Source organism: Gelidibacter sp. (genome assembly GCF_039916245.1).
Classification (GTDB): domain Bacteria; phylum Bacteroidota; class Bacteroidia; order Flavobacteriales; family Flavobacteriaceae; genus Gelidibacter.
This window is the reverse complement of record NZ_JBDSLS010000279.1, coordinates 23,392-48,546: the sequence shown is the minus strand read 5'-3', so window position 1 is coordinate 48,546 and position 25,155 is coordinate 23,392. Positions and strand designations below refer to the sequence as shown.

36 protein-coding genes are annotated in these 25,155 nt (G+C 37.4%); 32 read left to right on the top strand and 4 right to left on the bottom strand.

The annotated features are described in order from the left end of the window. The 4 genes from ABIQ28_RS14330 to ABIQ28_RS14315 form a co-directional block, all read right to left on the bottom strand. Nucleotides 1-200 (bottom strand): RNA methyltransferase substrate-binding domain-containing protein (locus ABIQ28_RS14330; RefSeq protein ID WP_348038476.1); only part of this gene is annotated, 200 nt, incomplete at its 3' end. Between the two features lie 161 nt (nt 201-361). Then, nucleotides 362-1,897, bottom strand: a complete 1,536-nt coding sequence (locus tag ABIQ28_RS14325) for a SusD/RagB family nutrient-binding outer membrane lipoprotein (RefSeq protein ID WP_348038474.1) — start codon at nt 1,895-1,897, stop codon at nt 362-364. A gap of 51 nt (nt 1,898-1,948) precedes the next feature. Then, the gene (locus ABIQ28_RS14320) at nt 1,949-5,164 is read right to left on the bottom strand and encodes a SusC/RagA family TonB-linked outer membrane protein (RefSeq protein ID WP_348038472.1); all 3,216 of its coding nucleotides are present in this window, start codon (nt 5,162-5,164) and stop codon (nt 1,949-1,951) included. A gap of 321 nt (nt 5,165-5,485) precedes the next feature. Next, nucleotides 5,486-7,171, bottom strand: coding sequence for a ShlB/FhaC/HecB family hemolysin secretion/activation protein (locus tag ABIQ28_RS14315; RefSeq protein ID WP_348038470.1), 1,686 nt, complete (start codon nt 7,169-7,171; stop codon nt 5,486-5,488). A gap of 174 nt (nt 7,172-7,345) precedes the next feature. Between ABIQ28_RS14315 and rpsL the strand changes: the two genes are divergently transcribed. The 32 genes from rpsL (at nt 7,346) to rplQ (ending at nt 25,033) form a co-directional block, all read left to right on the top strand. Next, nucleotides 7,346-7,720, top strand: a complete 375-nt coding sequence (gene rpsL, locus ABIQ28_RS14310; RefSeq protein ID WP_325449940.1) for a 30S ribosomal protein S12 — start codon at nt 7,346-7,348, stop codon at nt 7,718-7,720. A 95-nt stretch (nt 7,721-7,815) separates the two neighbouring features. After that, the gene (rpsG, locus tag ABIQ28_RS14305; RefSeq protein WP_348038467.1) at nt 7,816-8,292 is read left to right on the top strand and encodes a 30S ribosomal protein S7; all 477 of its coding nucleotides are present in this window, start codon (nt 7,816-7,818) and stop codon (nt 8,290-8,292) included. Between the two features lie 6 nt (nt 8,293-8,298). After that, on the top strand, nt 8,299-10,425 hold the full coding sequence (fusA, locus tag ABIQ28_RS14300) for an elongation factor G (protein ID WP_348038465.1): 2,127 nt from the start codon (nt 8,299-8,301) through the stop codon (nt 10,423-10,425). Between the two features lie 11 nt (nt 10,426-10,436). Beyond that, nucleotides 10,437-10,742 carry a 30S ribosomal protein S10 gene (gene rpsJ, locus ABIQ28_RS14295; protein ID WP_129018480.1) on the top strand — a complete coding sequence of 102 codons (306 nt, stop codon included), beginning with the start codon at nt 10,437-10,439 and terminating at the stop codon, nt 10,740-10,742. 253 nt (nt 10,743-10,995) lie between these two features. Then, nucleotides 10,996-11,610, top strand: coding sequence for a 50S ribosomal protein L3 (gene rplC / locus ABIQ28_RS14290; protein WP_348038463.1), 615 nt, complete (start codon nt 10,996-10,998; stop codon nt 11,608-11,610). Further along, entirely contained in the window at nt 11,610-12,239 is a 630-nt protein-coding gene (rplD, locus tag ABIQ28_RS14285; RefSeq protein ID WP_348038461.1) for a 50S ribosomal protein L4, read from the top strand. Before rplC ends, rplD begins: the two co-directional genes overlap by 1 nt. A gap of 6 nt (nt 12,240-12,245) precedes the next feature. Then, on the top strand, nt 12,246-12,536 hold the full coding sequence (rplW, locus tag ABIQ28_RS14280) for a 50S ribosomal protein L23 (protein ID WP_027126033.1): 291 nt from the start codon (nt 12,246-12,248) through the stop codon (nt 12,534-12,536). A 10-nt stretch (nt 12,537-12,546) separates the two neighbouring features. Beyond that, complete coding sequence (rplB, locus tag ABIQ28_RS14275) at nt 12,547-13,374, top strand: 50S ribosomal protein L2 (protein ID WP_348038459.1); 828 nt, start codon at nt 12,547-12,549, stop codon at nt 13,372-13,374. Between the two features lie 10 nt (nt 13,375-13,384). After that, complete coding sequence (gene rpsS, locus ABIQ28_RS14270; RefSeq protein WP_129018485.1) at nt 13,385-13,663, top strand: 30S ribosomal protein S19; 279 nt, start codon at nt 13,385-13,387, stop codon at nt 13,661-13,663. 8 nt (nt 13,664-13,671) lie between these two features. Continuing rightward, the gene (gene rplV, locus ABIQ28_RS14265) at nt 13,672-14,079 is read left to right on the top strand and encodes a 50S ribosomal protein L22 (RefSeq protein ID WP_348038456.1); all 408 of its coding nucleotides are present in this window, start codon (nt 13,672-13,674) and stop codon (nt 14,077-14,079) included. Between the two features lie 8 nt (nt 14,080-14,087). Further along, a complete protein-coding gene (gene rpsC, locus ABIQ28_RS14260; RefSeq protein ID WP_348038454.1) occupies nt 14,088-14,822 on the top strand; it encodes a 30S ribosomal protein S3 in 735 nt (244 codons plus the stop codon). A 19-nt stretch (nt 14,823-14,841) separates the two neighbouring features. Beyond that, nucleotides 14,842-15,267, top strand: a complete 426-nt coding sequence (gene rplP, locus ABIQ28_RS14255) for a 50S ribosomal protein L16 (protein ID WP_348038452.1) — start codon at nt 14,842-14,844, stop codon at nt 15,265-15,267. Nucleotides 15,268-15,279: 12 nt separating this feature from the next. Then, the gene (gene rpmC / locus ABIQ28_RS14250; protein WP_299397421.1) at nt 15,280-15,471 is read left to right on the top strand and encodes a 50S ribosomal protein L29; all 192 of its coding nucleotides are present in this window, start codon (nt 15,280-15,282) and stop codon (nt 15,469-15,471) included. Between the two features lie 19 nt (nt 15,472-15,490). Next, nucleotides 15,491-15,748 carry a 30S ribosomal protein S17 gene (gene rpsQ, locus ABIQ28_RS14245; protein ID WP_027126040.1) on the top strand — a complete coding sequence of 86 codons (258 nt, stop codon included), beginning with the start codon at nt 15,491-15,493 and terminating at the stop codon, nt 15,746-15,748. Between the two features lie 2 nt (nt 15,749-15,750). After that, nucleotides 15,751-16,119, top strand: coding sequence for a 50S ribosomal protein L14 (gene rplN, locus ABIQ28_RS14240; RefSeq protein ID WP_348038449.1), 369 nt, complete (start codon nt 15,751-15,753; stop codon nt 16,117-16,119). A gap of 11 nt (nt 16,120-16,130) precedes the next feature. Beyond that, the gene (gene rplX, locus ABIQ28_RS14235; protein WP_348038447.1) at nt 16,131-16,442 is read left to right on the top strand and encodes a 50S ribosomal protein L24; all 312 of its coding nucleotides are present in this window, start codon (nt 16,131-16,133) and stop codon (nt 16,440-16,442) included. A gap of 2 nt (nt 16,443-16,444) precedes the next feature. Further along, nucleotides 16,445-16,996 (top strand): 50S ribosomal protein L5, encoded by a 552-nt coding sequence (rplE, locus tag ABIQ28_RS14230; RefSeq protein WP_348038445.1) that lies wholly within the window; start codon nt 16,445-16,447, stop codon nt 16,994-16,996. A gap of 3 nt (nt 16,997-16,999) precedes the next feature. Beyond that, nucleotides 17,000-17,269 (top strand): 30S ribosomal protein S14, encoded by a 270-nt coding sequence (gene rpsN, locus ABIQ28_RS14225; protein WP_348038443.1) that lies wholly within the window; start codon nt 17,000-17,002, stop codon nt 17,267-17,269. A gap of 88 nt (nt 17,270-17,357) precedes the next feature. Beyond that, nucleotides 17,358-17,756: a 30S ribosomal protein S8 gene (gene rpsH / locus ABIQ28_RS14220; protein WP_348038441.1), complete on the top strand. Its 399-nt coding sequence runs from the start codon at nt 17,358-17,360 to the stop codon at nt 17,754-17,756. Nucleotides 17,757-17,768: 12 nt separating this feature from the next. Next, nucleotides 17,769-18,311, top strand: coding sequence for a 50S ribosomal protein L6 (gene rplF, locus ABIQ28_RS14215; RefSeq protein ID WP_348038439.1), 543 nt, complete (start codon nt 17,769-17,771; stop codon nt 18,309-18,311). Nucleotides 18,312-18,321: 10 nt separating this feature from the next. Continuing rightward, nucleotides 18,322-18,678 carry a 50S ribosomal protein L18 gene (gene rplR, locus ABIQ28_RS14210; RefSeq protein WP_348038437.1) on the top strand — a complete coding sequence of 119 codons (357 nt, stop codon included), beginning with the start codon at nt 18,322-18,324 and terminating at the stop codon, nt 18,676-18,678. 6 nt (nt 18,679-18,684) lie between these two features. After that, nucleotides 18,685-19,209, top strand: coding sequence for a 30S ribosomal protein S5 (gene rpsE, locus ABIQ28_RS14205; RefSeq protein ID WP_348038435.1), 525 nt, complete (start codon nt 18,685-18,687; stop codon nt 19,207-19,209). An 11-nt stretch (nt 19,210-19,220) separates the two neighbouring features. After that, nucleotides 19,221-19,403 carry a 50S ribosomal protein L30 gene (rpmD, locus tag ABIQ28_RS14200; protein WP_325578262.1) on the top strand — a complete coding sequence of 61 codons (183 nt, stop codon included), beginning with the start codon at nt 19,221-19,223 and terminating at the stop codon, nt 19,401-19,403. Nucleotides 19,404-19,415: 12 nt separating this feature from the next. Next, nucleotides 19,416-19,868: a 50S ribosomal protein L15 gene (rplO, locus tag ABIQ28_RS14195; protein ID WP_348038433.1), complete on the top strand. Its 453-nt coding sequence runs from the start codon at nt 19,416-19,418 to the stop codon at nt 19,866-19,868. Nucleotides 19,869-19,881: 13 nt separating this feature from the next. Then, a complete protein-coding gene (secY, locus tag ABIQ28_RS14190) occupies nt 19,882-21,228 on the top strand; it encodes a preprotein translocase subunit SecY (protein ID WP_348038431.1) in 1,347 nt (448 codons plus the stop codon). A 95-nt stretch (nt 21,229-21,323) separates the two neighbouring features. Then, nucleotides 21,324-21,539 (top strand): translation initiation factor IF-1, encoded by a 216-nt coding sequence (infA, locus tag ABIQ28_RS14185; protein ID WP_169933369.1) that lies wholly within the window; start codon nt 21,324-21,326, stop codon nt 21,537-21,539. A 55-nt stretch (nt 21,540-21,594) separates the two neighbouring features. After that, on the top strand, nt 21,595-21,711 hold the full coding sequence (gene ykgO / locus ABIQ28_RS14180) for a type B 50S ribosomal protein L36 (protein ID WP_008269159.1): 117 nt from the start codon (nt 21,595-21,597) through the stop codon (nt 21,709-21,711). 2 nt (nt 21,712-21,713) lie between these two features. After that, on the top strand, nt 21,714-22,088 hold the full coding sequence (rpsM, locus tag ABIQ28_RS14175) for a 30S ribosomal protein S13 (protein WP_348038428.1): 375 nt from the start codon (nt 21,714-21,716) through the stop codon (nt 22,086-22,088). Nucleotides 22,089-22,194: 106 nt separating this feature from the next. Beyond that, nucleotides 22,195-22,584, top strand: coding sequence for a 30S ribosomal protein S11 (gene rpsK, locus ABIQ28_RS14170; RefSeq protein WP_348038426.1), 390 nt, complete (start codon nt 22,195-22,197; stop codon nt 22,582-22,584). Between the two features lie 176 nt (nt 22,585-22,760). Further along, a complete protein-coding gene (gene rpsD, locus ABIQ28_RS14165) occupies nt 22,761-23,366 on the top strand; it encodes a 30S ribosomal protein S4 (RefSeq protein ID WP_348038424.1) in 606 nt (201 codons plus the stop codon). Nucleotides 23,367-23,386: 20 nt separating this feature from the next. Further along, on the top strand, nt 23,387-24,379 hold the full coding sequence (locus ABIQ28_RS14160; RefSeq protein ID WP_348038422.1) for a DNA-directed RNA polymerase subunit alpha: 993 nt from the start codon (nt 23,387-23,389) through the stop codon (nt 24,377-24,379). A 132-nt stretch (nt 24,380-24,511) separates the two neighbouring features. Then, nucleotides 24,512-25,033, top strand: a complete 522-nt coding sequence (gene rplQ / locus ABIQ28_RS14155; RefSeq protein WP_348038420.1) for a 50S ribosomal protein L17 — start codon at nt 24,512-24,514, stop codon at nt 25,031-25,033. Nucleotides 25,034-25,155: the final 122 nt, after the last annotated feature.

Sequence of the window (25,155 nt, the reverse complement as noted above, 5' to 3'; positions counted from 1 at the left end):
TGGTTCTTTTGGGTCAGTCGGTTCAGTTTTTCAACAGGAACATAAGAAGAGTTTAATCGCTCTTTGTGCAAGAGCTGTTCCAGTTCAGTAAATAATTCGCCGTGTAATCCTTTTTGTAAAAAGATTTTATCAATGTTTTCACCAGATTTAATGGCTTCTATGACCGCTCTGATTCCAAAAATAGTTGTTTCGTGTTCCATGGCAACAAAGGTATAAAATAAACGCTCTTATTTTGACAAGCTTTGTAAAAAACGAAAGATAAAAAAGTAGGAGTTTAATCAATACAAATATCAATTTATTGTATGAAAAAACCCCTAAAGTTTTTTAAACTGAAGGGGTTTTTTATTAATATGATTTTATTCTAATTAATGTCCCAGAACAACTTACTTAAAACGGTATCTCCATTCGGTAATTTAGAAACTGCATTAGAAAGGTTTTCACCATTAAGCGTTTGTAAAGTTTGAGGATAACGAATTCTAAAAGGCAGGTCTAATGAATTGGGAGCAGCTTTAAATTCATAGGTAGTAAGTTTAGACGCTGCTGCTTGGTCGGCAGGTAATGTGTACGATTCACCTGGTAGAAGTAGAATGTCTGTATTGGGGAATCCTGTCCTTCTATATTCAGCCCAGGCTTCATGCGCTTGCATATAAAGAGCAACATACTTTTGGGTAATGACATTTTCCAAATTCGCCGCTGGTAACCTTGCGACAAAAGCGTCGATAGCTCCAGTTGGGACACCCCATTTTTCCATAGAAGCGCGCACGCCATTTTCGTAGAAGGTTTGATCGAAATTGTTTATTTCCGAAAGCAGGAATTGTACTTCCGCATATTCCATCAATACACTCCCGAAGTCTGGACGTAACACCTTACTGCTCATATAGGAATAAGTACTTCGTGGCAATAGGTTAGTAACAGGGAAAGCAAAGGGTATGCCTTGATAATCGTCTGGGTTAGCACTGATATTATAATCACCGGCCTTTACGCTATTAATGCTAGCCGCTTTCGGTGCTGCCATTTCAAAAAGACGTGGATCAGCACCATACTTACCCGTTTTGCCTTTTAATAGATCAACAAATGGAGCTGCCACAGCAAAATCTGTTCTTGATATAAATGCTCTCCAAAAAGGTGAGGCATTCGCATCCGATGATTCGTATAATTGGACTGCGTTGTCATCATTTGAAGTCATAACACCAGATGCTATTGCGGCAGCAATCGCGGTATTAGCCGCACCAGCCTCGACGGCTTTCAATCGATTTGCAATTCTTAGAATCAAGCTATTCGCAAACTTTTTCCATTTAGCTGCATCACCATTAAAAATGTTATCACCACTAGTGAAAACAGGCTCGTCTACATTAATCATATCTGCGGATTCTCTTAATTCTTTTAGGATATCTGCATAAATTTTCTGTTGTGATGCAAATACAGGCGATTTTACATTATCAATCTGTAGGGCTTGAAAATCAGGATCTTGCGTGCCGTAAGAGTAATAAGGAACATCCCCAAAAAAGTTTGTAAGGTCACTGAATATGCACGCGAGCATAATTCGAGAAGCAGCGATTTGATTTTCATTGTTTCCAACTGTGGCAACGATCGGTACGGTTTTAGGATCTAAATTTAAATCAATAATCGTTTTAAATTCTGTAGCAATAAAATAGGAATTTTGATATATGCTGGTCGCTGAAGTTTCACGATATAAATATCGATCTTCATCTGCATAGGCCGTTTGGCCCCAATATTCCATCCAGTTTAAATCCAGTCTTCCCATATTAAATTCATCTCGGGTAATATCGGAGTACCGCTTAGTCCCATAGTTGAATATAGTATTGGTCAATACAAATTCTGGATTATTAGGATTTACATTTAATTCTTCCAGACCATCATCACATGACGATGTCATTATGAGTGCTGCGAAGGATAGAGTTATTATAAGTATTCTTTTCATGATTTTTTAAAATTTTAATTCTACGTTAAATCCTATTGAGCGAGTAGATGGCAATGCACCACCTTCTGAACCTTGTATGTTACCACTGCCCCCAGTTGTAGATTCAGGATCAAAATTATTATTGTCTAATCCCCAGGTCGCCAAGTTTCTTCCAAATAAAGAAAGGGTAACCGCGACGAAGTCATTCATGACTTTTTTAGGTAAAGTGTAGCTTAAAGTAACTTCACGAAGTTTTACGTAACTCGCATCAAAGATATTTTGTGCATCATTACCGAAATAGAAATCTGTGCCCCAAGCTTGAGCTGGAATTGCCTGTGTGTTTGGAGCTGTATTGGTTACTGTATATGTACCGTCGGCATTATAAGTTACATCACCTGTCACACCTTGGTTTACGACGCCATCAACCCGAATATTGTTTGCTGCAGTTTCTTCCAATATACCTGAATAATGCCCCCAAAGATTAGTTAAAGAACGATAGACACCACCTTTTTGGACATCTACCAACACACCCAAATTGATTCCTTTGTAGGTAAATGAGTTTCTAAAGCCCATATTATAGTCAGGTAGTACGGAACCAAGATTTTCAACATTCCTGGTTTCGAGATAACTTCCGTTTGCACCCACGACTTTATTTCCTTGGGAATCGAAAACGTAGTTAGTACCTCTAATTTGTCCATAAGCTTCACCAACAACAGCATTTAATGTAACACCATTAAACGGATACGTTGCCAATCTCAAAGAATTCACTCCTGGTATAAGCTCTAATAATTTATTTTTGTTTTTCGCAAAATTAAAGGTAAAGTCCCAGCTAAAGTTATCATTGGTAATTGGCGTAATGTTTACTAAAGCCTCAATACCTTTGTTTGAAAGTTTTCCACCGTTCGTAAAAACGGAGTTAAAGCCTGTCGCTGGGTCTAATTGAACAGAGGTAATTAGTTCTGAAGTTATTTGGTCATAATAAGTAAAATCAAATCCTAATCGTCTGTTAAAGAATGCCATTTCAAGTCCAATCTCACTAGTGTTAGTGAACTCAGGCGTTAAGTTTGGATTTCGTTTAACCTCGTCATTTTCATACTGAATGAGTGAGCCATTCGGTCCAAACGGAGGGCGGGATGTAAAGGTGTTTTTTAATTGATAAGGATCAGTATCACTACCAACACGAGCATAACCACCGCGAAGTTTTCCGAAGCTCAACCAGCTGGCATCAATAAGTTGGCTGAATACAAAACTTCCATTAATCGAAGGATAAAAATAGGAGTTATTTCCTGCAGGTAAAGTTGAAGACCAGTCATTTCTAAAAGTCCCGGAAATATATAGTAGTCCATCATATCCAAATGAGGCAGAACCAAAAACACTGTTTATTCTTTTGTTGGAGTCAAACTGAGTAACCAGTAAAGGATCGCTCGAATTGTTCAGCGAGTAAATTCCTGGAGTTGCCAAACCACCTTGTGTTTCTGCACTAACTCTGTGCGTTTGATTATCTCTTCTATTGAGACCGACAAAAGCATTAAAGGTCAATTTATTATTTAAAAAGTTGTCGTCAAAATGTAATCTACCTTCGTAGTTTATTTCTTGAAAGGTTCTATCTGCATTTGAATAGAAAGATTGATCTACTGAGCCAATTGCTCTTCTATTAGTAATACGCAAACTATAGGTATCAATATATAAATTGGCTACGGCATAAAGATTATCGGTGAAATTATATTGTGTGCCGAAATTACCGTACCACCGTGTTCTCTTATCTGTTGAGATATTCTCATTAAGCGTCCAATACGGATTGTCCGAATACAATGGCTCACGATTATCCACGCCAACAATATTCCAGGATCTTTGAGTCCCATCAGGTCTCAAATATTTTTTCAAACGTTCATAATCCAATTGGGTTTGACCAAATTGATACAATTGTTGAATAACACCCTCGCCAGTATATCCTGTGGCCGGTCTATTAAAACCGTCTGTGATTGTCAAATTAACGGTACCATTTACTTTTAACTTATCTGTAAGTTGTGACATTCCATTCATGTTCACTGAAGTTCTGTCTAGTTTTGTATTTGGTACGATACCTTCTTGTTGCGAATTGTTTAGAGAAAATCTCAAATTCGAATTCTCACTACCTTGTGTAAAAGCAACTCCTGTATTTAACGTGACTCCAGTATTAAAGAAATCATTTTTATCATTCTTAGGATAGATCCATGGACGAGGCTTTAAATAGTCTTCTGGATATGAAGGATCTAAATTGTCCCAGTGCAATACAAGTTTGTTAGGGTCGTAAATAGGCCCCCATGATTCATCTGTGCCATAATCTACAATGTTATATTCAACACCGTTGATGATAGCGGTATCAAAAACAGATTGTTCGAATGTATCTGGATTACCAGCGCCACCTCCATATAATTTTTGGACTTTAGGCAATATACTAACATGATCAAAAGTCATCCCTGAATTTACAGTAACTTCAGATTTACCTTTTTTACCTGATTTGGTGGTAATAAGAATAACTCCGTTTGAGCCTCTAGAGCCATAAAGTGCAGCGGCAGCTCCACCTTTAAGAACGCTTACATTCTCAACGTCGCTAGGGTTGATGTCAAAAGAGGCATCACCGTAATCGCGACCTCCACGACCGTTTTGTGCATCGGTGGAGTTGTAATTACTATTGTCCAAAGGAATACCGTCAACAACAATAAGCGGTCTGTTTTCACCTGTCACAGAGCTTGCGCCCCGAAGTAAGATTCGTGTGGAACCACCCAAACCTCCAGTTGGAGTGGAAACAGAAACGCCAGCAACTTTCCCAGATAGTGAGCTGAGCGCATTGGTTGGTTTTGTTTTGTTTATTTCCTCGCCACCTAAATCCTGAACGGAATAACCAAGAGATTTTTTCTCACGACTCACTCCAAGTGCGGTAATTATAACCTCATCAAGCATTGCAGCGTCTTCCTTCATTGTCACGTTGATCAAGTTTGATGATCCTACTGTGATTTCTTGAGGTTTAAGCCCTACATAAGTGAAGGAGAGAATATCACCTATTTTAGCTTCAATGGAATATTTACCATCAAAATCGGATTGGGTTCCTGTTGAGGTTCCCTTTACAATTATATTAACTCCCGGAAGAGGTAAACCAGAACCATCCGATATGGTCCCAGAAATTGTTTTGTCTTGCGCATACGATGTATGAGCGACTAACACTAGGAATAGCGTTAGAATTACACGTAAAAGTGTTTTCATAATTAAATTAATTTGAATTAGCCTGTCATAAAAGTCCTAATAAAAAGTTAAAAAAGCAATTTTATTTTCTTGTAATTTAAATATAATTCATAAAGCACCTGATTCACAGGTGTTTAGGATAGTTTTTTGAATGGGGTTATTTTGAAAAAGCATCAAAAACATAGCGATAATTGGTTTTTAATGAGAGTGAGAAGTTTGATTCTGAGTGTTTTGAGCCTTAATTGTGATTTGTAGAAAAATTCCAAGTGTTCAGAAGTGCAGGTTCTGTAATTCAAAACAATATGAGATGTGTTATGGAGATCTAATTATAGGCCAATGCAATTAAAATATTGCAGACAGACTGATATGAATTTTGGAGTTCGATAACTTAATAGCTTGGTTTTCTGTGCTGCCATTGCTGTAATTCAATTTTAAGAGTCCAGTTTGAGTGAGGATTCCAAAACCAAATCCGAGTCCGAACAACTTGCTTTTTGTCTCAAGAATTTGATTTTCATAATAAGCAAAGTCAATAATGGAATTGACATATAGACTGTTGGTCAATTTATAGCGGTATTCTGTATTGAACACACCATACAGATTTCCTATCAAGCTGTTTTCTTCAAAACCCCGAATGGAATTGATCCCTCCAAATCGAGATAACTCGTTTTCAACAAAATTGTCCGAATTTAAAATGGCGGCATTCAAATGGCCATAAATACTGTTCCTGAGATTGAGGTTGAAAATTTTAAACGTGTTCAATTCAAACTTGGTCTGTGATTGATCAGCCTTCTCAATAGTTCTTTTTCCCTTTCCTGCGGAAATGTCAAACATAAAATTAATGGGAAACAATTGGTCGTAGCGTTGCTGCTGTGTGTGATTATAACCTAAGGTGAAAAATGTAGATTTAAAATCAGTAATTGTGAAGATAGGGTTGTCCATCAAATTGGTAGATGCCTTTGCGTTAATTCCTAAAGCCACACTGTTTTTTGGATTAATTTGATAATCCACCATGGCAAATTGGGAGGTGGTCACAAACGAAGAGTCCTTTTTGAAAATATTAAGACCCAATTGCAAGCCAATGGGGGAGCCGAACAAATAGGGCAGTTTCGTTTTTACATCGAAGGTTTTTTGTTCGCTCTCATCGCTTTTATAAAGCAATCTGAAAGATTCGCCATAATTGAGATTGTTGATGAGGTTGAGATTGAGGTAGCCGTCAAATTCTATTTTGCTGGTTTCGGTGTTCGTGCCAAAACCCAAAAAGCCATCAAAGGTGTTGCTTTTTTGTTTTTCTAGATAAAGGTAGAGTAGAGTGGAATCTTTCGTGAATAGGACTTCAGGATCTTTTATTTGAGAGGCGAACTGTAAATTCTCCAAAGCCTCAGTTTTTTCTTTGATCGTTTTTAAATTGAAAGACTGTTTGCTTTTGATTTTGAGATAGCGTTTTACAAACGATTTTGGAAATTTCTCATAGCCTTTAATAATAATGGTGTCGATAGTTCTTTGCCGTTTTTCCACAACTTTTAAATCGGCGTACAAAATGCCATTCTTTTTTTGGATATTGGTAAGTTGCAGGGTTGCAAATGGATCTCCTGAATTTGAAATTTCGGTATTTAAAGTTTCAAGAGATACTTCGAGTTTATGAACTTCAATTTCGAAATAATTGTCAGTGATCTTATTAGACACCAGTTTCAACATATTTCTATTAAAACCAGAGTCATAATGAATTATCGCTTTGGAATATTGCTCGCCTAAACGATAATTTGCCACAAATGACGAATCATTCACTTGATTAAGAGACAAAAATTCGCTTTCCAAATATCCTAAATTGGATAGGATTTCTGTTATGGATTTGGTCTCCAATTCAAGTGAATTAAAGTCGTTAAATGTGTTTTGGTAATCTAAGGTGTTAAGAATTTTTGTGTCGTTGGCAGAGCTGCCTAAGGCTTTCAGGTGCAGCGATTGGGCAAATATACCCGAGGCGGATAAGCATCCGAAGAGCAAAAAGAATCCCCATATTTTTAAAGCCATCTGAAACTTAAACATCTTCAAAGCTAACCGAAATATTTATCTAAAAATTTGTACAATGTTAAATATTTGAGCAAAGATTTGAAAATTAATCACTTTACATTTGAAAAAAAAGAATTTATTTCTATCTTTGCACCCCTCAAAAGCGAGGAGTAAAACAATTTTATATAGAAATATATGCCAACAATTTCACAATTAGTACGAAAAGGAAGAGCCAAAATAACCAAGAAGAGTAAATCGGCTGCTTTAGATTCGTGTCCACAAAGACGTGGTGTGTGTACTCGTGTTTACACGACGACACCTAAAAAACCTAACTCAGCAATGCGTAAGGTAGCAAGGGTTCGTTTAACAAACGGTAACGAGGTTAACGCATACATCGGCGGCGAGGGGCACAACCTACAAGAGCACTCGATAGTATTGGTTAGAGGTGGAAGGGTAAAAGATTTGCCAGGAGTTAGATATCACATTGTCCGTGGTGCCTTAGACACAGCAGGTGTTACAGGTAGAACGCAACGTAGATCTAAATACGGAACAAAACGCCCTAAGAAGTAAAAACAAGTTAGGAGTTAGGAGTTAGGAGTTAGGAGTGCAAAGCACCTTGACGATTAACAATTAGCAATTAACAAAAAAAAACTCAAAAAGAAGACATGAGAAAAAGAGCAGCAAAAAAGAGACCGCTTTTACCAGATCCACGTTTCAACGACCAGTTAGTAACTCGTTTCGTGAACATGATGATGTGGGATGGAAAGAAGTCCGTAGCTTTTAAAGTATTCTATGATGCGATTGACATTGTAGAATCAAAGAAAACTGACGAAGAGAAATCAGCCTTGGACACATGGAAAGATGCTTTATCTAACGTAATGCCTCACGTAGAAGTACGTAGCCGTCGTGTTGGAGGTGCAACATTCCAAATCCCAATGCAAATTCGTCCAGATCGTAAAGTATCTACAGCCATGAAATGGTTGATCACTTACTCAAGAAAAAGAAATGAGAAATCTATGCCCGCTAAACTAGCTGCTGAAATCTTAGCTGCGGCTAAAGAAGAAGGTGCTGCTGTTAAAAAGCGTATGGATACTCATAAAATGGCAGAAGCTAACAAAGCATTCTCGCACTTTAGATTCTAATATACCATGGCAAGAGATTTAAAACTTACAAGAAATATAGGAATTGCAGCTCACATTGATGCTGGAAAAACAACAACTACAGAACGTATCTTATTTTATACCGGTGTAAACCATAAGTTAGGTGAAACTCACGAAGGGTCATCAACAATGGACTGGATGGAGCAAGAAGCAGAAAGAGGTATTACCATTACTTCTGCTGCAACGACTTGTGACTGGGTTTTTCCTAAAGAAAATGGAGAGCCTACAGAAGACGCTCAAAGTTATCACTTTAATATTATTGACACTCCAGGTCACGTTGACTTTACCGTAGAGGTAAACCGTTCGTTACGTGTACTTGATGGGTTGGTGTTCTTGTTTAGTGCAGTGGATGGTGTTGAGCCACAATCTGAAACTAACTGGAGATTAGCTGATAACTACAAAGTGCCAAGAATTGGTTTCGTTAATAAAATGGACCGTCAAGGTGCTAACTTTTTAGAAGTTAACAAACAAGTAAAAGAAATGTTAGGTTCTAACGCCGTGCCAATCGTATTGCCAATTGGTGATGAAGGTGACTTTAAAGGTGTTGTGGATTTAGTAAGAAATAGAGCCGTAGTATGGCACGATGAAAACTTTGGCGCTACGTATGACGTAGTTGCTATTCCTGAAGAAATGAAGGAAGAAGTTCGTGAATACAGAGCTTTATTAATAGAAGAAGTTGCAGGTTACGACGAAAACTTATTAGAGAAATTCATGGAAGATGAAGACTCTATTACAGAAGAAGAAGTACACGCTGCATTAAGAGCTGCTGTTATGGATATGGCTATCATACCAATGGTATGTGGTTCATCATTCAAAAACAAAGGAGTTCAATTCTTATTGGATGCTGTTTGTCGTTACTTACCTTCTCCAATGGATAGAGAAAGTGTCATCGGAACAAACCCTGATACAGGTGCAGAAGAAAGACGTAGACCAGATGTTAAGGAGCCTTTTGCTGCTTTAGCATTTAAGATTGCTACCGATCCTTTCGTAGGACGTTTAGCATTCTTCCGTGTGTATTCTGGACGTTTAGATGCAGGTTCTTATATCTTGAACAACCGTTCAGGTAAAAAAGAACGTATCTCACGTATCTACCAAATGCACTCTAACAAACAAAATGCATTAGATTATATCGAAGCAGGAGATATTGGAGCAGCAGTAGGATTTAAAGATATCAAGACTGGTGATACTATGTCTGATGAAAAACATCCTATCGTTTTAGAATCTATGGACTTCCCAGATCCAGTAATTGGTATCGCGGTTGAGCCTAAAACTAAAGCTGATGTTGATAAATTAGGAATGGCTTTGTCTAAATTGGCAGAGGAAGATCCAACCTTTACAGCACGTACAGATGAAGCTTCAGGACAGACTATTATTTCTGGAATGGGTGAGCTTCACTTGGATATTATTGTCGACCGTTTGCGTCGTGAGTTCAAAGTTGAAGTAAATCAAGGTGCGCCACAAGTGGAGTACAAAGAAGCAATCACAAGAGCCGCACAACACAGAGAAGTTTACAAGAAACAATCTGGTGGACGTGGTAAGTTTGCTGATATTCAGTTCACACTTGAGCCAGCAGATGAAGGCAAGACAGGTTTAGAATTCATTTCTGCAATTAAAGGTGGTAACGTTCCTAAAGAATTTATCCCTTCAATAGAAAAAGGATTTAAATTGGCCATGGTTAATGGTCCATTGGCAGGCTACGAAGTAGACTCCATGAAAGTGACTTTAACAGATGGATCATATCACGACGTGGATTCGGATCAACTATCATTTGAGTTGGCTGCAAAAATCGGATTTAGAAATGCTGCTAAAGCTGCGAAAGCGGTTATCATGGAGCCTATCATGAAGATTGAAGTTATCACACCAGAAGAAAACATGGGTGATATTGTAGGTGACTTAAACAGAAGAAGAGGTCAGATGAGTGATATGGGTGATAGAGCTGGAGCAAAAACTGTGAAAGCAACTGTACCATTATCAGAAATGTTTGGATATGTTACAACATTAAGAACATTATCATCAGGTCGTGCAACATCAACAATGGAATTTTCACATTATGCTGAAACTCCTTCTAACATATCTGAAGAAGTGATTAAAGCAGCTAAAGGCATCGAAGCTTAAATCTTACGAAAATGAGTCAAAAAATTAGAATAAAACTAAAATCTTACGATCACAGTTTAGTAGACAAATCTGCTGACAAGATTGTAAAAACAGTAAAAAGCACTGGAGCTGTAGTAACTGGACCAATTCCATTACCAACGCATAAGAAAATTTTCACTGTATTACGTTCTCCACACGTTAACAAGAAAGCTAGAGAGCAGTTCCAATTAAGTTCTTACAAAAGACTTTTGGATATCTATAGCTCTTCATCAAAAACAATTGATGCTTTGATGAAATTGGAGTTACCAAGTGGTGTAGAAGTAGAGATCAAGGTATAGAGACGCAATGCATTGCGTCTGTACGATAGAGACGCATAATCATGCGTTTGTACAGAATGAAGGGATGTAATAAAATGCGTCTCAACATGTCCTAAGCTGCGTGCGAGGGAAAAACGGTAAAAAATACATTCAGGGCTGAAGTATTTTCGGCCCTGAATATTTTTAAATACGTAGGGACAAGTCGCGACTTGTCCATTTAAACAAAAAAGCACGGACAAATCGCGAGTTGTCCATAACATAACAAATAATAATTATGTCTGGGTTAATTGGAAAGAAAATCGGTATGACCAGCATCTTTGACGAAAATGGAAAAAACATTCCATGTACAGTAATCGAAGTTGGACCAAATATCGTTACCCAAGTCAGAACCGAAGAGGTTGACGGGTATAGTGCTCTTCAACTTGGTTTCGATGACAAGACAGAGAAAAGTTCCACCAAAGCTGAAGCAGGTCATGCTAAGAAAGCTGGTACTTCTGTTAAAAGAAAAGTCGTCGAGTTCCAAGGATTTGAAGAAGGTTACAAATTAGGTGATGCCATCACTGTTGATCATTTCATCGAAGGTGAATATGTGGACATTACAGGTACATCTAAAGGGAAAGGATTCCAAGGGGTTGTAAAACGTCATGGATTCGCTGGTTCAGAAAGAACACACGGTCAACAAAGTATGTTGAGATCACCGGGTTCTGTAGGAGCAGCTTCTTATCCTGGTAGAATATTCAAAGGTATCAAGATGGGAGGTCGTATGGGCGGCGAAAGAGTGAATGTTGAAAATTTAAGAGTTTACAAAGTAGTTCCTGAAAAGAACTTGTTGGTGGTTAAAGGATGTGTTCCTGGTCATAATAACTCTTATGTAATTATTCAGAAATAATGAAAGTAGCAGTTGTAGATATAAACGGAAAAAGCACAGGTAGAGAGGTTGAACTTTCTGCAGAGGTGTTTGCTATCGAGCCTAATAACCATGCAGTTTACTTAGATGTTAAGCAATATCTTGCTAACCAACGTCAAGGAACGCACAAGGCTAAAGAAAGAGCTGAAATCTCTGGAAGTACACGTAAGATTAAAAAGCAAAAAGGTACTGGTACTGCACGTGCAGGATCTATCAAGTCTGGTGTATTTAGAGGAGGTGGACGTATGTTTGGTCCAAGACCAAGAAACTATAGCTTCAAATTGAACAAAGGTCTTAAGCGTCTTGCACGTCGATCAGCCTTATCAATGAAAGCTAATGATGGTTCAATCGTAGTAATGGAAGATTTTAATTTTGATGTTCCAAACACGAAAAACTTCACTAACGTATTGAAAGCGTTGGGTGTTGAGAATAAAAAATCCTTGTTTGTGTTGGGTGCTTCAAATAATAATGTATATTTGTCCTCACGTAATTTAAAGGGCTCTGACGTTATAATGAACTCAGAATTAAGCACTTACAAGATTTTAAATGCAAACAAATTAGTCCTTTTAGAAAGTGCTTTAGAAGGAATTGAATCGAATTTAAGTAAATAAGGAAACATGAGCATCTTAATTAAACCTATTATTACTGAAAAAGCAACTATGAATAGTGAGTTAAACAACTGCTATAGCTTCCAAGTAAATACGAAGGCGAACAAGGTTGAAATAAAAAAAGCGGTGGAAGCTGCTTATGGCGTTTCCGTTGAAAAAGTTCGTACTATTAATGTCCGTCCAGATAGAAGAACCCGTCATACAAAGACAGGTATTCAACATGGTAAAACAAATGCTGTTAAAAAAGCACTTGTACAACTGGCGGAAGGTGAATCGATTGATTTATACACTAACATGTAATTAGACAATAATGTCAGTAAGAAAATTAAAACCAGTCACATCAGCGCAGCGATTTAGAGTAGTAAATGGATTTGACGCCATTACTACTGATAAGCCGGAAAAGAGTTTACTCGCTCCGAACACGCGATCTGGTGGTAGAAACAACAGAGGAAAGATGACCATGCGCCAAATTGGTGGAGGTCATAAAAGAAGGTATCGTATTATCGATTTCAAACGTAACAAAACTGGAGTTCCAGCAGAAGTTGCGTCTATCGAGTACGATCCAAATAGAACTGCATTTATTGCTCTTTTGAATTATCAAGATGGTGAAAAGCGTTATATCATTGCTCAAGCAGGACTACAAGTTGGACAGAACGTCGTTTCTGGCGCTGAAGGTATTGCTCCAGAAATTGGAAATGCAATGCTCTTAAAGTACGTTCCGCTTGGTACCATTATTTCTTGTATCGAATTGCGTCCTGGACAAGGAGCAATCATGGCAAGAAGTGCTGGTGCATTTGCTCAATTAATGGCGAGAGATGGGAAATTTGCTTCTATAAAATTACCTTCAGGAGAAACACGTTTGATCCTTGTAGAATGTATGGCAACTATTGGTGCTGTATCTAACCATGATCATCAATTGATTGTATCTGGTAAAGCAGGTAGATCAAGATGGTTGGGAAGACGTCCAAGAGTAAGACCGGTGGTTATGAACCCTGTCGATCACCCAATGGGTGGTGGTGAAGGTAAAGCTTCAGGAGGTCATCCAAGATCAAGAAACGGTATTCCAGCTAAAGGGTTTAGAACACGTAGCAAAACCAAAGCGAGCAACAAGTATATTGTAGAACGTAGAAAGAAATAACTGAGATAATATGGCACGTTCATTAAAAAAAGGACCTTACATCCATTATAAATTGAGTAAGAAAGTTGAAGAGAATGTTACTTCAAACAAAAAGACGGTAATCAAAACGTGGTCTAGAGCCTCTATGATTTCTCCGGATTTTGTTGGACAAACAATCGCTGTTCACAATGGTCGTCAATTTGTACCAGTTTATGTAACTGAGAACATGGTAGGTCACAAATTAGGAGAGTTTTCACCAACACGATCGTTTAGAGGTCACGCGGGTGCTAAAAATAAAGGTAAAAAATAAGTAGAGCTATGGGAAGTCGTAAAAAACAAATGGCAGACGCTATTAAGGAAGAAAGAAAGCACATCGCTTTTGCAAAGCTTAATAACTGTCCTACATCGCCAAGAAAAATGCGCTTAGTTGCGGATTTGGTTAGAGGACAAAAAGCTGAAATGGCTCTTAATATCTTAAGATTTAGTCCTAAAGAAGCATCTCGTCGTTTAGAGAAGTTGGTGCTTTCAGCAATTGCCAACTGGCAATCAAAAAACGAAGATGCGAGCATTGAAGATGCTGACTTATTCGTAAAAGAGATCAGAGTTGATGGAGGAGCAATGTTGAAAAGATTGCGTCCAGCACCTCAAGGTCGTGCACACAGAATTAGAAAACGTTCCAACCACGTAACCGTGGTAATAGGAGCAAAAAATAACACACAAGCTTAAATAGAGATATGGGACAAAAGACAAATCCAATCGGAAATCGTTTAGGAATTATCAGAGGATGGGAATCTAACTGGTATGGTGGCAATGATTATGGAGATAAACTTGCTGAAGACGATAAGATTAGAAAATATGTTCACGCTCGTTTATCCAAAGCAAGTGTGTCGAGAGTAATTATTGAGCGTACGCTTAAACTTGTAACCGTTACTATCACTACTGCAAGACCTGGTATCATTATCGGGAAAGGTGGCCAAGAGGTAGACAAGTTAAAGGAAGAGCTTAAGAAAATTACAGATAAGGAAGTTCAATTGAACATCTTTGAGATCAAGAGACCAGAATTGGATGCGTTTTTAGTTGCATCTAGCGTTGCTCGTCAAATCGAGAATCGTATTTCTTACAGACGTGCCATCAAAATGGCAATTGCTGCAACAATGCGAATGAATGCTGAAGGAATCAAGATTCAAATTAGTGGTCGTTTGAACGGTGCTGAGATGGCACGTTCTGAGCACTATAAAGAAGGAAGAATTCCATTATCAACGTTTAGAGCCGATATTGACTATGCTTTAGTTGAGGCACATACTACTTACGGTAGATTGGGTGTTAAAGTTTGGATCATGAAAGGTGAAGTATATGGTAAAAGAGAACTTTCTCCGTTAGTTGGTTTATCCAAAAAACAAGGTGGCAAAGGAGGAACTGAAGCACCAAGACGAGGTGGGAACGCTAATAAGTCCCGTCGTAGAAAGTAATTTTTAAAGTAAAAGAAAAATGTTACAACCTAGAAAGACAAAATTCCGTAAGCAGCATAAAGGCCGCATGAAAGGAAACGCCGGAAGAGGACATGAACTTTCAAATGGAACGTTCGGTATAAAATCGGTACACGAAACGGGAATGTTTTTAACATCTCGTCAAATAGAGGCAGCTCGTATTGCAGCTACACGTTTTATGAAAAGAGAAGGGCAACTTTGGATCAAAATATTTCCAGACAAGCCTATCACCAAGAAACCTCTTGAAGTACGTATGGGTAAAGGTAAAGGTGCTGTAGAGTATTGGGTAGCTATAGTTAAGCCAGGTAGAGTGATGTTTGAAGTTGGTGGTGTGCCATTGGACGTTGCAAAAGAAGCGTTACGTTTGGCAGCTCAAAAATTACCTGTAAAAACCAAATTCTTAATCGCTAGAGATTACGGAGCTTAATACATTGATATTATGAAGCAATCAGAAATTAAACAGCTTTCTACAGCTGAATTACAAGAAAAGTTAGGTGAAACTAAAAAGAGTTATGCTGACCTGAATATGGCACACGCTATTTCTCCTTTAGAAAATCCAATTCAATTGCGCAACGTAAGACGTTCAGTGGCAAGAATTGCAACCGAATTAACTAAAAGAGAAGTACAATAATTTGTATTCCCGCGGAAAGATGGAAAAAAGAAACTTAAGAAAAGAACGTATAGGAGTGGTAACTAGTAACAAAATGATGAAATCCATCGTTGTTGCCGAAGTTAAAAAAGTAAAACACCCTATGTACGGAAAATTCGTGTTGAAAACGAAAAAATACGTTGCGCACGATGAGACAAATGACTGCAACATTGGAGATACAGTAAAGATCATGGAAACAAGACCTTTATCTAAATCGAAAAGTTGGAGATTAGTAGAAATAATTGAAAGAGCGAAATAATTATGTTACAACAAGAATCAAGATTAAAAGTAGCTGATAACACTGGAGCAAAGGAAGTTTTGACTATCCGTGTTTTAGGTGGAACTAAAAGAAGATATGCTTCTTTAGGTGACAAGATTGTTGTTTCTGTTAAAGATGCAACGCCTAACGGTAACATTAAAAAAGGAGCTGTTTCTACGGCTGTTGTTATTCGTACCAAAAAGGAAGTAAGACGTCCTGACGGATCTTATATCAGATTTGATGATAATGCTTGTGTACTTTTAAATCCGCAAGGAGAAATGAGAGGCACACGTGTTTTTGGACCTGTAGCAAGAGAACTTCGTGACAAGCAATTCATGAAAATTGTATCATTGGCACCTGAAGTGCTTTAATGACTAATAAGATGACAAAGTTTAAAATAAAATCAGGAGATACCGTACAAGTAATTGCAGGAGACCATAAAGGTACAGAAGGCAAGGTTGTAAAGATCTTAAAAGATAAGAACAAAGTGATCGTTGAAGGCGTGAACATGGTTAAGAAACATACGAAACCAAGTGCACAAAGTCCTCAAGGTGGCATTGTAGAGAAAGAAGCGCCTATTCATATTTCTAACCTTTCACTTTTGAATAAAAAAGGTGAAACTACAAGAGTTGGATATAGAATGGAAGGCGATAAAAAAGTGAGATTTTCTAAAAAATCAAATGAAGTAATTTAGTTATGGCTTATATTCCAAGATTAAAACAAGAGTACAAGGACAAAGTAGTTTCTGCTCTTACAGAAGAATTCGGATATAAAAACGTAATGCAAGTTCCTAAACTTCAAAAGATAGTAATATCTAAAGGAGTAGGTGCAGCCGTTGCCGATAAAAAATTAGTAGACCATGCAGTGGACGAATTGACTAAAATTTCTGGTCAAAAAGCGGTTCCTACATTATCTAAAAAAGATATCGCATCGTTTAAATTACGTAAAGGTATGCCAGTTGGAGCTAGAGTTACATTGCGCGGTGAGCAAATGTATGAGTTTTTAGACCGTCTGGTAACAGCAGCACTCCCACGAGTTAGAGACTTTAACGGTATTAAAGCTACTGGCTTTGACGGAAGAGGTAACTATAACTTAGGTGTTACTGAGCAAATTATCTTTCCAGAAATAGATATTGATAAAATCAACAATATTTCAGGAATGGATATTACCTTTGTGACTTCGGCTCCTACAGATAAAGAAGCAAAATCGCTATTAACAGAATTAGGTTTACCTTTTCAAAAGAATTAAGATATGGCTAAAGAATCAATGAAAGCCCGTGAGGTGAAAAGACAAAGAGTAGTAGATAAGTACGCTGAGAAACGTAAAGCTTTGAAAAAAGCTGGAGATTACGAAGCGCTACAAAAACTACCAAGAAACGCTTCACCTGTACGTTTGCACAACCGTTGTAAATTAACCGGAAGACCAAGAGGATATATCCGTACTTTTGGAATCTCTCGTGTGATGCTACGTGAAATGGCAAACCAAGGCTTGATCCCAGGAGTTAGAAAAGCATCCTGGTAGTAGATGCGCTACGTCGCATCTCAACAAAGAGTATAACTGGACATAGGTTTGGGGGAAACCCAAAAACCACGTCCGCAATTTAATATAAATGAATACAGATCCAATCGCAGATTACCTAACGAGAGTTAGAAATGCAGTGAAAGCCAACCATAGAGTTGTTGAGATTCCTGCATCTAATCTAAAAAAAGAAATTACTAAAATATTATTCGACCAAGGATATATTTTAAGTTACAAATTTGATGATTCTACAGTACAAGGCACTATCAAAATAGCGCTTAAGTACAACAAGGAAACCAAAGAACCGGTTATCAGAAAAATCCAAAGAATAAGTAAACCAGGTTTACGTAAATACGCAGGCTCTAACGAAATGCCAAGGATCCTTAACGGACTTGGAATCGCTATTGTTTCTACTTCTTACGGAGTTATGACAGGTAAGCAAGCGCAAGCGAAAAAGGTTGGTGGAGAATTATTGTGCTACGTTTACTAATAAAGGAGAGATATGTCAAGAATAGGAAATAATCCAGTAGCAATCCCAGAAGGGGTTACAGTAGACGTCAAAGACAACGTAGTTACTGTAAAAGGTAAGTTAGGAGAACTAAGTCAAGAGTTTTCAAACGTTGAAATTACTGTTCAGGATGGTCAAGTGTCAGTGGCACGCCCTTCTGATAGTAAAGAAGCAAGAACAAACCATGGTCTTTACAGATCATTGGTGAAAAATATGGTAGAAGGCGTTTCTCAAGGCTGGACCAAACAATTAGAATTGGTTGGTGTAGGTTATAGAGCGACAAACCAAGGACAAAGATTAGATTTGGCTTTAGGGTTTTCTCACAATATCGTTTTGGAGGTTGCTCCAGAAGTTACAGTGGAAACCATTTCTGAGAAAGGAAAAAATCCAATCGTAAAGTTAACTTCATATGACAAACAATTGGTTGGACAAGTTGCAGCCAAAATCCGTGGTTATAGAAAACCAGAGCCTTACAAAGGTAAAGGGATTAAGTTTGTAGGAGAAGTATTAAGAAGAAAAGCAGGTAAATCAGCATAATCGTTTAGTTATGGCATTGACAAAAAATCAAAGAAGATTAAGAATTAAAAACAGAATTCGTAAGGTTGTTTCTGGAACAGAAGCAAGACCTCGTTTGGCTGTATTTAGAAGCAATAAAGAAATTTATGCTCAAATAATAGACGATGTAACTGGTAATACTATTAGTGCTGCATCTTCAAGAGATAAAGACATTAGTTCTGCTAAAGGAACCAAATCTGATATTGCCACTTTAGTTGGGAAATCATTGGGTGAAAAAGCATTGAAAGCTGGTGTTGAAACTATAGCTTTTGATAGAGGTGGATATCAATATCACGGAAGAGTAAAATCATTAGCAGAAGGTGCTAGAGAAGCAGGACTAAAATTTTAAGACGTTATGTATCAAAAATATAAAAACATAGAGCTAGTAAAACCAAGTGGTTTGGACCTTAAAGATCACCTTATCGGTGTGAATAGAGTTACTAAAGTTACTAAAGGTGGTAGAGCATTCGGTTTTTCAGCTATTGTTGTAGTTGGAGACGAGGCAGGAGTTGTAGGACATGGTTTAGGGAAATCTAAAGATGTGGCCACAGCGATCGCTAAAGCAATTGAGGACGCTAAGAAAAACTTAGTTAGAATTCCTATCCTTAAAAAGACATTACCACACGAACAAAAAGGTAAGTTTGGTGGTGCTCGAGTAAATATCATTCCAGCTTGTGAAGGTACTGGAGTTATCGCAGGTGGTGCTGTTAGAACGGTTTTAGAGGCTGTTGGTGTACATGATGTATTATCAAAATCTCAAGGATCTTCAAACGCTCATAACGTTGTAAAAGCAACTTTTGATGCTTTGTTAAACTTAAGAGATGCTGGAACTGTTGCTAGAGATAGAGGGATTTCACTTGATAAAGTATTTAACGGTTAATCAATAGAATAATGGCAAAGATTAAAGTAAAAAAAGTAAAAAGTGCAATCAACCGTACATTAAGACAAAAGAGAATATTAGAATCTTTAGGCTTGCATAAAATGAACCAGGTTGTTGAGCATGACGACACGCCAAGTATCCTTGGAATGATTAATAAAGTTCAACATTTAGTTTCTGTAGAGGAAACAAAATAATACAGCAGAATAATGGATTTAAGTAATTTAAAACCGGCTGAAGGGTCAGTTAAAAATCAAGGCAAAAGAATAGGTAGAGGACAAGGTTCTGGTAAAGGTGGTACTGCAACAAAGGGTCACAAAGGTCAGAAATCGCGTTCAGGTTATTCTAAGAAAGTTGGATTTGAAGGTGGGCAAATGCCACTTCAAAGACGTGTGCCTAAATTTGGATTTACAAATATCAATCGTGTAGAATATCAAGGTGTCAACTTGGATAAATTACAAGCATTGGTGGATGATAAAATCATCACAGATACAGTTGATTTGATGAATCTACTTGAACTAGGAATTGTTGGCAAGAATGATCTTGTTAAAATCATGGGTCGAGGAGAATTGAAATCAAAATTAAAAGTAACTGCTCATAAATTTACCGCTTCAGCAAAAGCTGCTATTGAAGCTGCAGGAGGTGAAGCTGTAACTTTATAAGACCATTTAGAGGATGAAATTTATAGAGACTTTAAAAAATGTTTGGAAAATAACAGAACTAAAAGATAGAATCATGCTTACGCTTGGTCTTCTTTTAGTTTACCGTTTTGGTGCTCAGGTAGTTTTACCAGGTATTGACGCAAGTCAACTAGGTGCTTTGGCTGATAATACAGACCAAGGTATTTTAGGACTTCTTAATGCATTTACTGGTGGCGCTTTTGCAAATGCTTCGGTATTTGCTTTGGGGATCATGCCATACATTTCGGCGTCGATTGTGGTTCAGTTAATGGGGATCGCAATTCCATACCTTCAAAAATTACAGAAAGATGGTGCTAGCGGTCAAAAGAAAATTACCCAAATCACACGTTGGTTGACTATTGCTATTTGTTTGGTGCAAGCACCAGGATACTTGGCAAGTTTACCGGCTTTAGGTATTCCTTCTTCAGCATTCTTATTGGGTACAGGAACGATGTTCTATGTGTCTTCGGTAATAATCTTGGTGACAGGTTGTGTCTTTGCAATGTGGTTGGGTGAAAAGATTACAGATAAAGGAATCGGTAACGGTATCTCATTATTAATTATGGTGGGTATCATTGCACGTTTACCAGCATCATTTGTTCAGAACTTTGCGTCTCGAGTAGAAGGTGGTGGAAACGGTGGATTAATGATGGTATTGATTGAATTGGTAATCTGGTTTGTAATCATTTTGTTAGCTATCATGTTGGTCATGGCTGTTCGTAAAATTGCGGTTCAATATGCACGTCGTACTGCCTCTGGTGGATATGAGAAAAATGTATTTGGATCAAGACAATTTTTACCTTTAAAGTTGAATGCCTCAGGTGTTATGCCAATTATCTTTGCACAAGCAATTATGTTTGTTCCTACTTTAATTGGTAAAGGATTAGGTGAAGGCGCTGTCGGACAGTGGTTGCAATCTAATTTCTCTGACATATTTGGGCTTTGGTACAATATTGTTTTTGCATTGTTGATTATCATATTTACGTATTTCTATACCGCGATTACCGTTCCAACCAATAAAATGGCTGATGACTTAAAACGTAGTGGTGGTTTCATACCAGGTATTAGACCAGGAACTGAAACTTCTGAGTATCTAGATAAGATTATGTCTCAAATTACGTTGCCAGGTTCTATCTTTTTAGCACTTATTGCTGTGTTCCCAGCGATTGTCGTAAAATTGATGGGTGTACAGCAAGGTTGGGCTTTGTTCTTCGGAGGTACTTCATTATTGATTATGGTGGGTGTTGCAATAGATACGATGCAACAAATCAATTCATACTTGTTGAACAAGCATTATGATGGTTTAATGAAAACCGGTAAAAATAGAAAAGCAATAGCTTAAATTGGAAAGATAGTGGATAGTGGTTAGAGGTTAGTGACTCTAAATTATCAAAAGGAAATACTACCAACTACCTACTAAAAACTAAAAATGTAACGATGGCAAAACAATCAGCAATAGAACAAGACGGATCAATTATAGAAGCATTATCCAATGCTATGTTCCGTGTTGAATTAGAAAATGGACATATTGTAACAGCGCATATCTCTGGTAAAATGCGTATGCACTATATTAAACTATTACCAGGGGACAAAGTAAAATTAGAAATGAGCCCTTATGATTTATCTAAGGCTCGCATAACTTATAGGTACTAATAATGGTGCTATCGAAAGGTGGTATCTTAAAGTATAAAACTAATAATAGAAACAGATGAAAGTAAGAGCATCAGTTAAAAAACGAAGCGCAGACTGTAAACTAGTGCGCAGAAAAGGTAGACTTTACGTCATTAACAAAAAGAATCCTAGATTCAAACAAAGACAAGGATAATTATGGCAAGAATTGCAGGGGTAGATATACCTAAACAGAAAAGAGGAGTAATCTCTTTAACTTACATCTACGGGATAGGTGCAAGCAGAGCTAAAGCAATTTTGGCGGAAGCTAAGGTTGATGAAAACACAAAAGTTCAGGATTGGACAGATGACGAAATAAGTGGTATTCGTGAAGCTGTTGGTGCTTTTACTATTGAGGGTGAATTACGTTCAGAAATTCAATTAAACATCAAACGTTTGATGGATATTGGATGTTACAGAGGTATTCGTCATAGAGTTGGACTTCCATTAAGAGGACAACGTACTAAGAATAACTCTAGAACTAGAAAAGGTAGAAGAAAAACTGTTGCTAACAAGAAAAAAGTAACTAAATAATAACAAGACATTAGTCATTAGTCATTAGGGCGTTAGATGAATCTGTCTGAAATGTAAAAGTCTAGGATTCTAACAACTAAAAGCTAACAACTAGAAACTAAAAATTATGGCAAAGTCAAGTACAAAAGTTAAAAAACGTAAAGTTATTGTTGAAGCAACTGGAGAGGCACACATCGCCGCTTCATTCAACAACATCATTGTTTCTTTAACAAACAAAAAAGGTGATGTGATTTCTTGGTCATCAGCTGGTAAAATGGGCTTCAGAGGTTCTAAAAAGAATACTCCGTATGCTGCTCAAGTAGCCGCTGAAGATGCTGCAGGTGTAGCAAAAGAAGCTGGATTGAAGAAAGTAAAAGTTTATGTTAAAGGACCAGGTAACGGTAGAGAATCTGCTATCCGTTCTATCCACAATGCAGGTATTGAAGTAACAGAAATTATTGACGTTACACCATTACCACATAACGGATGTCGCCCTCCAAAACGTAGACGTGTATAATTTATAACGTATTTATAATCAATATCAATCATTTTAAATGGTTGATATTGATTTTTTATATGTAAATTTGCAAACTGAAAAAAATTATTAACAAGTATCAAAAACGAGAGATCACTGTTTATCGAAGGATAGATTAAGACCTTAATTCATAGACACTCTCAAAATCAAATTAAGAAATGGCAAGATATACTGGTCCTAAAACTAAAATAGACCGAAAATTCGGCGAAGCTATTTACGGAGATGACAAAGCTTTCGAAAAAAGAAACTATCCTCCAGGTCAACACGGTGCGAACAAGCGTCGTGGAAAGAAATCTGAATACTCTATTCAATTAATGGAGAAGCAAAAAGCTAAATATACTTATGGTATTTTAGAAAAGCAATTCAGAAACATGTTTAAGAAAGCAACTGCGGCATCAGGAATTACTGGTGAAGTATTGTTACAATTATGTGAATCTCGTTTAGATAACGTGGTTTTCAGATTGGGATTAGCGCCTTCACGTAACGGAGCGCGTCAATTAGTTTCTCACAGACACATTACTGTTAATGGGGACATCGTAAACATTCCTTCTTACCAATTAAAAGCTGGCGACGTTGTTGCCATCAGAGAGAAATCAAAATCTCTTGATGTTATTACAACAGCATTGTCTAACTCTAGCAACGTTTACGAGTGGATGACATGGAACAACGAAACCAAACAAGGGACGTATGTTTCAATTCCAGCTAGAGTACAAATTCCAGAAAATATCAACGAACAATTTATCGTCGAATTATACTCTAAATAATAACTGATACAAAACGCAATATGGCAATATTAAATTTTCAAAAGCCCGACAAAGTGATTATGATTGATTCAACTCCTTTTGAAGGGAAGTTTGAATTCAGACCTTTAGAGCCTGGCTATGGATTGACAGTAGGTAATGCTTTAAGAAGAGTTTTGTTATCTTCTTTGGAAGGGTTTGCAATTACATCTGTAAGAATAGAAGGTGTTGATCACGAGTTTTCTACAATTGCTGGCGTAGTTGAAGATGTTACTGAAATAGTTTTGAACTTAAAGCAAATTAACTTTAAGCGTCAAATTGATGAAATTGATAACGAAACTGTTACGATTTCTATTTCAGGACAAGAGCAAATTACGGCTGGAGATTTCCAAAAATTTATCTCAGGATTTCAAGTTCTGAACAAAGATTTGGTCATCTGTAATCTAGATCCAAAGGTGAGCATCAATATGGAGTTGACCATTGAAAAAGGTAGAGGATATGTTCCTGCAGAAGAAAATAAAAAAGCCTCTGCACCAATTGGAACGATCTTTACAGATTCAATTTATACACCAATAAGAAACGTAAAGTACGCAATTGAAAACTTCCGTGTTGAACAAAAAACAGACTACGAAAAACTTGTTTTTGAGATCATCACTGACGGTTCAATTAACCCTAAAGATGCGTTAACAGAAGCGGCTAAGATTTTAATCCACCACTTCATGTTATTCTCTGATGAGCGTATCACTTTAGAAGCTGACGAAATTGCGCAAACAGAAACTTATGATGAAGAGTCACTTCACATGAGACAACTATTGAAAACCAAATTGGTTGATTTAGATCTTTCAGTGCGTGCGCTTAACTGTTTGAAAGCTGCTGAAGTTGATTCTTTAGGAGATTTAGTTGCATACAACAAAAATGATTTAATGAAATTCAGAAACTTCGGTAAGAAATCATTAACTGAACTAGAAGAACTAGTGAGTGTTAAAGGTCTTAGCTTCGGAATGGATTTAAGCAAGTACAAGTTAGATAAAGACTAGAAGATTTACGATTGTGGATTTCTGATTTACGATCAGTAACTTCTTTTTTTTTCAAAATAAACAATTATTAACGACACATAATTTGCTCTCCGGATGGATATGGTAGCAAGATGATGTCAAATTTAAAATGTCATGAGACACGGAAAAAAATTCAACCATTTAAGTCGTAAAACGGCACACAGAAAATCAATGTTGGCAAACATGGCTTGTTCTTTAATTGAGCACAAGCGCATCAACACAACAGTTGCAAAAGCGAAAGCTTTACAGCAATTTGTTGAGCCAATGATTACAAAGTCAAAAGAAGACACTACGCACAACAGACGTATTGTTTATAGCCGTTTGAGACAAAAAGAAGTGGTAGCTGAATTGTTTAGAGATGTTGCTCCAAAAGTTGGCGACCGTCCAGGAGGATACACACGTATCATCAAGTTGGGGAATCGTTTAGGGGATAACGCTGATATGGCAATGATCGAATTGGTAGATTACAACGAAATCTACAATGCAGATAAGCAACCTAAAAAGAAAACAACTCGTAGAGGTCGTGCTAAAAAAGCTGACGATACTGTTGACGCAACTGCTGCTGCCGCTACTGGTACTGCCGCTACTGCTGCTCCAGTGGTTGACAAAAAAGCAACCAACGAGGAAGAAGAATAAATGGGTAATCATTTATAATATAAAAAGGATAAACGTTTTAGTTTATCCTTTTTTTTATGCAATTTTGCAAAACTTGTTCCTGCGCTTGCATTGCGCCTAACGCAATGAAGGCGGGAATCTCA